Annotated in this window: 12 protein-coding genes; 7 read left to right on the forward strand and 5 right to left on the reverse strand. The window is 40.4% G+C overall.

The window, feature by feature from the left end; all coding sequences use genetic code 11:
* The first annotated feature begins 98 nt into the window (after nt 1–98).
* The 7 genes from dksA (at nt 99) to GQR47_RS07740 (ending at nt 5500) form a co-directional block, all read left to right on the forward strand.
* A complete protein-coding gene (dksA, locus tag GQR47_RS07710) occupies nt 99–542 on the forward strand; it encodes an RNA polymerase-binding protein DksA (RefSeq protein WP_002962671.1) in 444 nt (147 codons plus the stop codon).
* Between the two features lie 20 nt (nt 543–562).
* The gene (gene gluQRS, locus GQR47_RS07715; RefSeq protein WP_024597170.1) at nt 563–1507 is read left to right on the forward strand and encodes a tRNA glutamyl-Q(34) synthetase GluQRS; all 945 of its coding nucleotides are present in this window, start codon (nt 563–565) and stop codon (nt 1505–1507) included.
* Between the two features lie 78 nt (nt 1508–1585).
* Nucleotides 1586–3067, forward strand: coding sequence for a polynucleotide adenylyltransferase PcnB (gene pcnB, locus GQR47_RS07720; RefSeq protein ID WP_024597169.1), 1482 nt, complete (start codon nt 1586–1588; stop codon nt 3065–3067).
* A 4-nt stretch (nt 3068–3071) separates the two neighbouring features.
* Nucleotides 3072–3557 carry a 2-amino-4-hydroxy-6-hydroxymethyldihydropteridine diphosphokinase gene (folK, locus tag GQR47_RS07725; RefSeq protein WP_024597168.1) on the forward strand — a complete coding sequence of 162 codons (486 nt, stop codon included), beginning with the start codon at nt 3072–3074 and terminating at the stop codon, nt 3555–3557.
* A gap of 30 nt (nt 3558–3587) precedes the next feature.
* Complete coding sequence (panB, locus tag GQR47_RS07730) at nt 3588–4382, forward strand: 3-methyl-2-oxobutanoate hydroxymethyltransferase (protein WP_002962679.1); 795 nt, start codon at nt 3588–3590, stop codon at nt 4380–4382.
* Nucleotides 4382–5230, forward strand: a complete 849-nt coding sequence (gene panC / locus GQR47_RS07735) for a pantoate--beta-alanine ligase (RefSeq protein WP_024597167.1) — start codon at nt 4382–4384, stop codon at nt 5228–5230. Before panB ends, panC begins: the two co-directional genes overlap by 1 nt.
* 33 nt (nt 5231–5263) lie before the next feature.
* Entirely contained in the window at nt 5264–5500 is a 237-nt protein-coding gene (locus GQR47_RS07740; protein WP_024597166.1) for a hypothetical protein, read from the forward strand.
* Between the two features lie 70 nt (nt 5501–5570).
* On the opposite strand, the gene GQR47_RS07745 is transcribed toward GQR47_RS07740, so the two are convergent.
* From GQR47_RS07745 to GQR47_RS07765, 5 genes are all read right to left on the reverse strand, one after another.
* A complete protein-coding gene (locus GQR47_RS07745; RefSeq protein WP_002962686.1) occupies nt 5571–6539 on the reverse strand; it encodes a phosphate ABC transporter substrate-binding protein PstS family protein in 969 nt (322 codons plus the stop codon).
* A gap of 115 nt (nt 6540–6654) precedes the next feature.
* Complete coding sequence (phoR, locus tag GQR47_RS07750; RefSeq protein WP_002962688.1) at nt 6655–7962, reverse strand: phosphate regulon sensor histidine kinase PhoR; 1308 nt, start codon at nt 7960–7962, stop codon at nt 6655–6657.
* Between the two features lie 65 nt (nt 7963–8027).
* Entirely contained in the window at nt 8028–8717 is a 690-nt protein-coding gene (phoB, locus tag GQR47_RS07755; protein WP_006791869.1) for a phosphate regulon transcriptional regulator PhoB, read from the reverse strand.
* A gap of 1040 nt (nt 8718–9757) precedes the next feature.
* The gene (fba, locus tag GQR47_RS07760) at nt 9758–10822 is read right to left on the reverse strand and encodes a class II fructose-bisphosphate aldolase (RefSeq protein ID WP_002961523.1); all 1065 of its coding nucleotides are present in this window, start codon (nt 10820–10822) and stop codon (nt 9758–9760) included.
* Between the two features lie 201 nt (nt 10823–11023).
* Nucleotides 11024–12199 (reverse strand): phosphoglycerate kinase, encoded by a 1176-nt coding sequence (locus tag GQR47_RS07765; protein ID WP_002961525.1) that lies wholly within the window; start codon nt 12197–12199, stop codon nt 11024–11026.
* Between the last annotated feature and the right edge of the window lie 9 nt (nt 12200–12208).

Consider the following 12208-nt stretch of genomic DNA (forward strand, 5'->3'; position numbering starts at 1 on the left):
TCGATTAATTAAAAATAAATTTGCCTAGGGTATAAGATTCTGTTATTTATACCGCCGGCTAATGCTGAGGCATTAAATTAAGGATTTAGGAGAGAGTTATGCCAGACCAAAAGAAACATGGTTTATTGGCTCAAGCCGGTTTAGAACCATACCAAGAAAAACCAGGCGAAGAGTACATGAATGATGCACAACGTGCTCATTTTAGAGCAATTTTAGAGACTTGGCGTAACGATTTACGTAACGAAGTTGATCGTACTAAATCGCACATGCAAGACGAAGCTGCTAACTTTCCTGACCCAGTTGACCGCGCTGCACAAGAAGAAGAATTCTCTTTAGAACTTCGTACTCGTGACCGCGAACGTAAATTAATCAAAAAAATTGAAAAAACAATTAATTTGATTAAAGAAGATGATTTTGGCTTTTGTGAGTCTTGTGGCATCGAAATTGGCATACGTCGCTTAGAAGCACGTCCTACTGCCGATTTATGCGTAGACTGTAAAACACTTGCAGAAATCAAAGAAAAGCAATCTGGACGCGGCTAATTAAAACTTATTAGTTAGTTATGTCTCCTACAGCCGTTACTGCGCCTATGCGTAAATATCGCGGTCGTTTTGCGCCGTCTCCTTCTGGGCCATTACATTTTGGCTCACTTGTAGCGGCTGTGGGTAGCTATTTAGATGCAAAAGCTAATCAAGGAAAATGGTTAGTTCGTATTGAAGACATTGACACTACGCGCGTGGTTAAAAACGCCGACTCCGATATTCTAAATACCTTACAAGCCTACGCCCTTTATTGGGATGAACCTGTTGTATACCAAACACAGCGCCTGTCTTTATATCAAGATATTACCCACTCACTTTTAGAGCAAAACCTTGTTTATGGTTGCACCTGTACTCGCAAGCAGATAAAAGCCATTGGCGGTATTTATCAGGGGCATTGCAAAGCACTTAATCATCATACTCAATCCGGCGCGCTTCGTTTAGTTCAGCAACATCCAACGACTCAATTTAGTGATTTAATTCAAGGTGATATATCGGTAAATAGTGCATTATCCCACGAAGATTACTTAATTAAACGCAGTGACGGTTTATTTGCATATCAACTTGTTGTGGTCGTCGATGATATCGATCAAAGCATAAATCGAATTGTAAGAGGCGCAGATTTAATTGAACCAACAGCTCGGCAAATTAGTTTGTTTAAACAACTCGACAGCCCTGTACCTGAATTTGCTCATTTACCTTTAGCGGTTGCCAAACCCGGTTTTAAACTATCTAAACAAAATTATGCCCCCGCCATTTGTAAGCAAAATCCAAAGCCTGCTTTAATTAGCGCTTTTGAATTTTTAGGGCTACCTGTTATAGCTGATTTAAGCGACTTAAATATAGAACAATTAATCGATTGGGGAATTAAAAACTTTAGCTTAAAACAGGTCCCCCAAGTATCCGAAATACAAATTTCTCAACATCCACATAGCCAGAAAGTCCAATTTACACATTTAAGTAAATAAAATAGCTAAAAACGGCTTAATTTCAACACATCAACTTAATTTTTAAACCCTGCTGGTATATGATAGCCGCCTAAATATATGCTAATTACGTCAAACAGCTTGTACTGGGTTATAACCGCCCTATTTGCTGTAACTTTTGATTGCGATGCAGAGTCAATCACACCTTCTAGGAGACAGACTATTATTTCCAAGCTTTTTCAATTTTGCCGACAAATAATCGGCCCGAATACCAGTGCCGAAAGCGCTTCTGTAAGCAGTGAACCTATTGTTGTCACTCGTGGTGAGCATGGTATTTCTCGCAAACAATTTAGCCCAAATGCAATCAAAGTATTATACCGCTTAAAAGACGGTGGCTACGATGCCTACCTTGTTGGTGGTTGTATTCGCGATATATTGTTAGGCCAACAGCCAAAAGATTTTGACGTAGTTACTAATGCAACTCCAGAACAGGTAAAAAAACTATTTAGAAACTGTCGCCTGATAGGTCGTCGCTTTCGTCTAGCACACATTGTATTTGGCCGTGAAATTATCGAAGTGGCAACAATGCGTGGCCACCACGAAGCGCAAGAAGACAAAAATCAAATAAGCCAATCAAGCAATGAGGGCCAACTACTACGTGATAACGTATTTGGCAGTATTGAAGAAGATGCAGAGCGCCGCGACTTTTCAATCAACGCACTTTATTACTCAATTAAAGATTTTAGTATTCACGATTACGCCAACGGCTTAGCGGCAATTAAAGCTAAACAAATCGAGCTTATTGGCGACCCTGAAACGCGTTACCGCGAAGACCCTGTTCGTATGTTACGTGCAGTACGTTTTGCCACTAAGCTTGATATGAGCATTGCGCCTAAAAGTGAAAAGCCAATTAGCGAGCTTGCAAGCTTGCTTGATAACATTCCGCCAGCACGTTTATTTGAAGAAATTCTTAAACTGTTTTTAAACGGCAAGGCCGAAGCTAACTTTTTAATGCTGCGTAAATACGGCTTATTCCGCTCACTTTTTCCTGAACTTGATAAAATTTTAGATAAAAACCCAAGTGGCTTAGAGCACACGCTTATTCAGCAAATGTTTCAAAATACCGACAAGCGTATTAATGCCGATAAAAAAGTAACACCGGCGTTTATTTTTGCTGCCCTACTTTGGTTCCCACTGCTTGAGCGCACTAAAAAAATTCAAAGCCAAGAGCAACTATCTGAATACGATGCTTTCGCACAAGCAATGAATAAAGTACTAAGCGATAATTCACAGCATATAGCTGTTCCTAAGCGCTTTACTTTAGGTGCTCGCGATATTTGGCATATTCAGCACCGCTTAGATAAACGTGCTGGCCAACGTGCATACAGGCTAACGCAACAGCCTCGCTTTAAAGCCGCTTACGACTTTTTATTATTACGCGTAGATGCAGGCGAAACTCAGCATACAGAGCTTGCTCAGTGGTGGACACAATACTTAAGTAAAGATATAAACGGCCAAAAAGAGATGGTTAAAAGCTTAGGTCATCAAGGTGGTCCTAAGCCGCGAAAGCGCCGTCGCCCTACTAAAAAGCCAACTGAGTAATAACATGCATTGTGTTTATTTGGGTTTAGGTGCCAACCTAAACTCACCAAAAGAGCAGCTTGATAACGCGATAATTGCGCTTAAAAAGCTGCCTAATTGTGAATTTGTAAACGTATCGCATTACTATGCAAGTAAGCCTATGGGCCCACAAGATCAACCAGACTATATCAATGCCGTAGCCTGTATTAAAACGACCCTTGCTCCAGAGCAATTACTTGATTTAACACAAAGTATTGAGCTTGAGCATGGTCGAGTAAGAAAAGCTGAGCGTTGGGGTCCACGCACACTTGATATCGATACCCTATTATTTGATGATCAAATTATAAATACGGCGCGCTTAACCGTGCCTCATTATGGTTTGAGTGATCGCGAGTTTGTGGTTTACCCACTATTAGAGCTTGCACCTGAACTTATTTTACCTAGCGGCATTGCATTAAAAACCATTGCAAATAACTTACCGCTCAACGACTTACAACAATTACCTCTGTAATTAACCTAGGCTTTTGCCTGCGAGGATATTATGTCTAAAATAACCGTTTCTACTTTAAATAAAATGAAAGCAGAAAATAACAAAATTACTGCATTAACAGCCTACGACGCTAGTTTTGCAAAGTTATTTCATGATAACGGCGTTGAAGTTATTTTAGTGGGCGACTCATTGGGCATGGTACTACAAGGCGGCGATGACACCCTTGGCGTAACAAATCAAGATATTGCATATCATACCCGCTGTGTACGCGCTGGTAGCCGCGAATTATTTGTAATTGCTGACTTACCTTTTATGACCTACTCAAGCGTTAGTGATACCTGTAAAAATGCAGCTGAGCTTATGCGCGCTGGCGCAAACATGATTAAACTTGAAGGCGGAGAGTGGCTTTACGAGAGCATTAAAGCACTCACTCAACAAGGTATCCCAGTTTGCGGGCATTTAGGCCTTACACCACAGTCAGTTCATGTATTTGGTGGCTTTAAAATACAAGGTCGCGAAGAAGATAAAGCACAAAAAATGATTGATGATGCGAAAGCACTTGAAGCTGCTGGCGCGCAATTATTAGTACTTGAGTGTATTCCAAGTGCCCTGGCAAAACGCATTACAGACGCTTTAAGTATCCCAACTATTGGTATTGGTGCAGGCAGCTTAACTGACGGCCAAATACTGGTAATGCATGACCTGGTTGGTATTTCGGCAGGTTACATTCCTAAATTTTCTAAAAACTTTTTGCTCGAAACAGGCAATATGCCTGCAGCCGTTCAAAAGTATTGTACAGATGTTAAAAGTGGCGCATTTCCAAGCGCTGAACATGAGTTTAAATAATGCAATCAATAACTGAAATCAGATCGTTACGTAGTCAAATTAAAGCATGGCGCCAAGCAGGTCTTAGCGTGGCGCTTGTGCCAACAATGGGCAACTTGCACCGTGGGCATTTTTCGCTAGTAGAAAAAGCAAAAAACTTGGCCGACAAAGTCGTTGTAAGTATTTTTGTAAACCCAATGCAATTTGGTGCTAACGAAGATTTAGATAACTATCCTCGTACGCTAAACGAAGACAAACAAGGCCTTGCTGAACTAGGCACTGATATTGTATTTACCCCAAGTGTAGAAACAATCTACCCTAACGGACTGGGTGCACAAAGCTTTGTAGATGTACCTGACATTTCATTAGGCTATTGCGGTGGCTCACGTCCAGGTCACTTTAGAGGTGTTGCAACAATCGTAACTAAGTTATTTAACTTAGTGCAACCAGATTACGCCTGCTTTGGTGAAAAAGATTTTCAGCAACTACAAGTAATCAAAACTATGGCACGCGACTTATCAATTCCGGTTGAAGTCATTGGTGTACCTACAATGCGAGAAGTTTCTGGCCTTGCTATGAGCTCACGTAATGGTTACTTATCTGATGATCAAAAAGCGACTGCAACCGTATTATTTAAAGCCCTTAATACGTGCGCTGAGCAACTTAAAAGTGGCGAGAAAGACTTTGTAAAACTTGAAAGCTTAGCTAAACAAAGTTTAGAGAAAGCAGGCCTAAAACCAGACTATTTTGAGATTGCTCAACGAGATACATTAAAAACTGCTACAATCGAAGATACTCAATTTGTTATTTTAGCCGCAGCCTATTTTGGTGGTGTTAGATTGATCGACAATATCCAAGTCGAAATTTAATATTATTGCGACTCCATTTTAAGGATAAGAAGCATGCACACTTTAATAAAAACAAGCGTAGTCGCCCTTACTTTTGCACTATTGGCAGGTTGTCAAAACCAAGTTGAAAACCCTGAAATGAATCAGTGTGCTCAACAAAACTACCAGTGTGAAAGTAGTTGTGAACAGCAAACAACTGCTGAGGGCTTAAAGCAACAAGTATGCTCTGGCAAATGTGTTGAGAGCTATAATCAATGTAAAGCACAAGCCGAAAAATTAGGTAATATTTAATTCCTTAAAGTTTTTAGTTTTAGGCACAAAAAAACCGCTCAATGAGCGGTTTTTTATTGCTTATAGTTTATTAATTTAAACCAAGCTTCTTAAGTTCTGTTTCTACTAGCTTTGCAGAAAGTGGTACATAACCATCTTTTTCTACAATTTGCTGACCATCTTTTGAAAGTACCATTTTTAAGAATTGCGCTTCCATTGGAGACAACGGCTTGTTTGGGTGCTTATTCACATAAAGGTATAAAAAGCGAGATAATGGATATTTACCTTGTGCAACGTTATCAAGTGTTGCATCAACAAAGTTATCGCCTTTTTTAGCTAGCGGTACTGTACGTACGCCTGATGTTTTATAACCAATACCTGAGTAACCAATTGCATTTAATGAAGATGAAATTGACTGTACTACTGATGCAGAACCCGGTTGCTCATTTACGTTATTACGGAAATCACCTTTACAAAGTGCTTTCTTTTTAAAGTAACCATACGTACCTGATACTGAGTTGCGTCCGTAAAGTTGCACATCTTTAGCTGCCCAATCACCTGTTAGACCAACATCGCTCCAACGGTTAACTTGTTCTGGTGCGCCACATTTACGAGTAGATGAAAAGATAGCATCTACTTGGTCAATACGAAGCCCTTCAATTGGGTTATCTTTATGTACAAATACAGCAAGTGCATCAATAGCTACGCGAACTTCTGTTGGCTTGTAACCGTAACGTTTTTCGAACGCTTCGATTTCTTTAGATTTCATTTTACGGCTCATTGGACCTAGGTTAGCTGTACCTTCGGTAAGTGCCGGTGGAGCAGTAGAAGAACCTGCTGCTTGAATCTGAATATTTACATTTGGGTAAATACGTTTGTACTCTTCAGCCCAAAACGTCATCATGTTGGCTAAAGTGTCAGAACCTACTGATGAAAAGTTGCCTGAAACACCACTAATTTTTTGATACTCAGGAATATTTTGATCTAGAGCAACTGCTTGTGCAGATACGAAAGTTGTAACAGCCACACCCATTGCGGCAACTAAGTTTTTAAATTTCATGTAGAGTTCTCCGGTTTGTTCGTTCCATTTTCTAACTGCTGCCCACTCTAAAGTGAGTACATGACAGTTACATTACTCTTAAATGACACTTTTATGACTTGACCTATTAGCTTAATTATTTAGTCAGCGAAACTATCTTATCTATTGAAAATTCAAAAGAAAAACACGATCCTTTATTAACTTCACTACGAATATTTAATTTACTATCATGGCGAGTTAACACATGTTTTGTTATAGCGAGCCCTAAGCCTGAGCCACCTGTTGTTCTACTGCGAGCTTTATCAACACGATAAAAACGCTCAGTTAATCGGTTAATATGCTCAGGCGCAATACCATCACCATTATCGGTAACACTAAAACACGCTTTATTGTTTTTGCGCTGCCAGCAAACTTCTACTTTACCGCCTGGTTTTGTGTAATGAATCGCGTTGAATACTAAATTAGAAAACGCACTACGCAGTTCATCCTCAGAGCCTTTAATATCAAGGGTTTTATCAATATCAAAAATAAGTTCGTGGCCTTTGTCTTGATTAATTGAGTTTGCTTCAGTGTGAATATAACCAAGTAATTGCGGTACATTTATAGCTTTATCGTTGTCTTGGCGCCGTGCACCTTCAATACGCGAAAGCGATAATAATTGGCTGACTAAGCTGTCCATGCGCTTACATTGTTCAAGCATGGTATTTTGCGCTTTGTTCCACATTGCTGGCGGCGGCATCATATCGCCATCCATCATCTCAAGATACCCTGTAACCACTGTAAGCGGTGTACGTAGTTCGTGTGACACATTGGCTACAAAGTCTTTACGCATCTGTTCTAGCTGTTTTAAGCGCGTTACATCACGCACAACAACCATAAGTTGCGTACTTGCATATGGCATTACCCTAAACTCAAGCACCTGCTCAATACTATGACCGTTATCCAGCTCAAGCGCGTCGTCAAATTCGCCTTTGTGCATGTATTTAGCAAACTTAGGTTCGCGAATTAAATTATCAAGGCGCTGACCATGATCGGTAGGCCACTGCAAACCAAGCACTTTAAGGGCTAATTGATTACACCACACAATACTTAAATCGTTTTGTAATACCACTACCGCATCAGGTACCGCTTCAGCCCCATCGCGAAAGCGACGAATTAAATCTGCAAGCTCATTACGTTTTTTACGATTACGGTGCTGGAGATGGTAAATACCTTCAAACACTTGCTCCCATGCACCCTCACCCTCTGGTGGATTAAAGCTGCGTTGATTAAGTAGCCAATCGCTCAAACGATAAAGTTGATGGTAGTGCCAAATAAGGAGGGAAAAAGATCCTAAAAATAAAAGCAAAAATGGCGCGCCAACCAGCACACCAATTAATAGTAAGGGTAAAAAATAGATAAACAGGCGCTTTACTAACGCCTGCTTATTAACAACTCGATACATACACTCACTTTACCTTAGAGTAGTAATACATGCGTATTTTACACATTAGCTAAGCTTTAAGCTGATCACAGCTTACTTGAAAAACGATACCCAGCGCCACGTACTGTTTGCACCAAACGGTCATGTCCAAGTGGGCCAATTGCTTTACGCAGGCGACGAATGTGAACATCAACAGTGCGATCTTCTACGTAAACGTTAGTTCCCCACACATGATCAAGCAGTTGTTCACGGCTATAAACACGCTCTGGGTGAGTCATAAAAAAGTGCAGTAATCTAAATTCGGTTGGCCCCATATCAAGCTCGTTACCTTCTGAGGTAACACGATGAGAAATAGGGTCTAAACGCAGGCCATGTACTTCAATAGCTTCTTCTAATGAGGTTGGCGATACACGGCGAATAACCGCTTTAATACGTGCCATAAGCTCTTTAGGTGAAAACGGCTTAGTGACGTAATCATCTGCACCTACTTCAAGACCGCGTACTTTGTCTTCTTCTTCGCCGCGAGCTGTAAGCATAATAATTGGGATTTGGCGGGTGTGTTCGTTTTGCTTAAACTTTTTAGCAATTTGAATACCGCTTCCACCTGGTAACATCCAATCAAGTAAAACCATATCTGGGTAAGGTTCAACCATAGCTGCAATAGCAGAGTCGTAATCTTCTGCTTCAATTGCTTGAAATCCATTTTGCTCTAAAACAAAAACCAACATCTCCCTGATAGGAGCTTCGTCATCTACGACTAGTACTTTACGTGACATTCCAATTTATCTCTTACGCTATCGAATTAGTTTTCATTATTATGACTAAGTATTACATTTTTATGAAAGTGTAACGTGTAAATTAAAATGGTGGTAAAAAAAACACAAATTAGTGACAAAAAACCTCATTAACGTCATATTTTTAAAACCTTTTTAATATTTAACGTAATAAAAAGAGATTTACGATAAATTTATGTAATAGCTAACTTTTTAAAATTATCTTTTTTGTATCGCTATTTAAACCACTAAACAATATTAAACTAGCTGGGATCATTGTTTTACTAACCAAGACATTTTTACAGATCGATCGTTTAAAAGTAGCTTTAAAGCCCTTTTAAAATCAACAAACCCGCCTGTGTAACAAACAATACGTTCAAAAATAGATCTAAATTTTACTAAGCTCCAAATAAAGGATCAGATTTTTACCAAGCCGATCAACCCTCAGATCAGAGTTGTACCTAGTCAAAGCCATAAGTTGTTGATTGTTTGTACAAATAAATAACGATCAAATTAACTCAGAACCCATATATAGCATTAAAGTGTATTTGGCTTAGTAAAGTAATGATCCGAAAAAGGCTGTGTTAGTAAATGCGTGATCCCAAAATTCCGCGTTGGTAATGCAGTGATCTGATCAAAAAACCGTAATCTGTAATATAAAAAGGGCTGACATTAAAAAAGCCAGCAACAAAGTTACTGGCTTAGGGCCTGTTGACCTTTCAGGATTAAAATTTGTTCAATCTAGGGGCGATTTAATCGCGGCGTGAGGTTTGTAACCTAGCGGGCTAAGTAAAAACCGAGCAAAGCTTCCGCGTCCTGCTCACGCCCCTTACCTACATCCATGTAGGCAACAAAGAGTAAATTGCCCCTAAGCAGAACCCTTCGGGCAGCGCATGTTTGGCATTTATTCCACGTTATCGCCTATTTATGGGGAATAACCACATTGCATAGGCTCTGCCTTGCCTAAATACCAAACATACTGCTGCAAATTCAACCTCGAAAGATAAACAGGCTCTAATAATGATCAATTATAAATTGATCTATTATCTAATTTTAGGGTCTAGTTCGCCGCTTAAGTATTTAAGGTGCATTTCATCAAGTGAAATTGGCTTAATTTTACTAGCCTGACCAGAAGTACCAAACGAGTTATAGCGTGCAACGCAAATCTCTGTCATTGCTTTAGTCGCTTCAGCTAGGTATTTACGTGGATCAAAGTTAGATGGGTTAAGCGCCATATGACGGCGAATTGCACCGGTAGATGCTAAACGTAAATCGGTATCAATATTTACCTTGCGAACACCAAACTTAATGCCTTCAACAATCTGCTCAACTGGCACACCATAAGTTTCTGGAATTTCGCCACCGTACTGATTAATAATTTCTAACCATTCTTGAGGAACTGAAGATGAGCCATGCATCACTAAGTGCGTGTTAGGAATACGGGCATGAATCGCTTTAATGCGATCAATCGCTAAAATGTCATCTGTTGGTGGGCGAGTAAATTTATAAGCACCGTGTGAAGTACCGCAAGCAATTGCAAGTGCATCAACGTGTGTTTTATTTACAAAATCAGCCGCTTCTTCAGGGTCTGTTAGCATTTGATCAGTTGTTAATAACCCTTCTGCGCCAACGCCATCTTCTTCGCCAGCTTCACCTGTTTCAAGTGAACCAAGTACACCTAGCTCGCCTTCAACCGATACGCCACAGGCATGCGCCATCGCAACAGTTTCGCGCGTTACTTCTACATTGTATTCGTAGCTTGAAGGGGTTTTTCCGTCGCTCATTAACGAGCCATCCATCATTACTGATGAAAAACCAAGCTGAATTGAACGCTGACACACACCTGGCGATGTGCCGTGATCTTGATGCATTACAACTGGGATATGTGGCCATTCTTCAACGGCTGCTAAAATCATATGACGAATAAATGGAGCACCAGCATAAGCACGTGCACCAGCTGATCCCTGAACGATTACTGGGCTGTTTGTTTTGTCAGCCGCTTCCATTATTGCGCGCATTTGCTCTTGATTGTTAACATTAAAAGCAGGTACGCCGTAACCATGCTCTGCTGCATGATCTAAAAGTTGTCGCATACTGATTAAAGCCATTGGGTATTCTCCAATTTATCGACAGTAGTTCCCTACCATCTAGTTTGAACGGATGTGTTAGTTTGGCGTTATAACAACGCCACGAAAAACCACTGCTTTGCAGTAATATTCCGTCTAAATTAACGACTAAATTAGGGTGAGAGGTATTTAGTAATTAATTGTCGGTGAGGGCTATTACCCCCTCACCTTACGCCACTAAAATTACTTAGCGCGCGACTCTAGCATTTCAACTGCTGGAAGTTTTTTGCCTTCTAAAAACTCTAAGAACGCACCACCACCAGTAGAAATATAAGATACTTTATCGGCAATGCCGTATTTATCGATTGCGGCTAAGGTATCACCACCACCGGCGATTGAAAACGCATTTGAGTTAGCAATTGCTTGTGCAATAGCACGAGTACCATTACCAAACTGGTCAAACTCGAACACGCCAACTGGACCATTCCATACAACAGTGCCTGCATTTGCAATAATTTTTGCAAGCTTGCTCGCTGTATCAGGGCCAATATCAAAAATCATATCATTGCTTGTTACTTCGCTTACATCTTTAAGTGTAGCTACAGCAGATTCAGAAAACTCATTACCAACCACTACGTCAGTCGGTACCGGAATTTCACCATTATTAGCAATCGCTGCTGCACATAAACGGTTCGCTTCATCCATTAAATCAGGTTCGTAAAGCGATTTACCAACTGGGCTACCTGATGCAGCAATAAAGGTATTTGCAATACCGCCGCCGGTAACTAATTGGTCAACAATTTTAGAAAGTGAATCTAAAACGGTAAGCTTAGTAGATACTTTAGAACCACCAACAATCGCTACTAATGGACGCGCTGGATTATCAAGTGCTTTGCCTAACGCTTCGAGTTCAGCCGATAACAATGGACCTGCACATGCCACATCAGCAAATAAACCAACGCCATGGGTAGACGCTTGTGCACGGTGAGCCGTACCAAATGCATCCATTACATATACATCACACAGTGCTGCTAGTTGCTTAGATAGCGCTTCGTCGTTTTTCTTCTCGCCTTTGTTAAAGCGCACATTTTCAAAAACAACCACTTCGTTATCAGCAATATCAACACCGTTTAGGTAATCTTTTTCTAAACGTACAGTTTGCTCTAGGGCATCGTTTAAGTAATCAGCTACAGGTGCAAGCGAAAACGCTTCATCGTATTCCCCTTCCGTAGGACGGCCAAGGTGTGACATAACCATTACTTTAGCGCCTTTCTCAAGGGCTAGTTTAATAGTAGGTAGTGCTGCACGAATACGCGCATCTGACGTCACTTTACCTGCTTTAACTGGTACATTTAAATCTTCACGAATTAATACGCGTTTGCCGTTTAAATCTAAATCTGCCATTTTTATGACCGACATGAACATCTC

Source organism: Pseudoalteromonas sp. Z1A2, assembly GCF_011378755.1.
GTDB classification, from domain to species: Bacteria; Pseudomonadota; Gammaproteobacteria; order Enterobacterales; family Alteromonadaceae; genus Pseudoalteromonas; species Pseudoalteromonas distincta.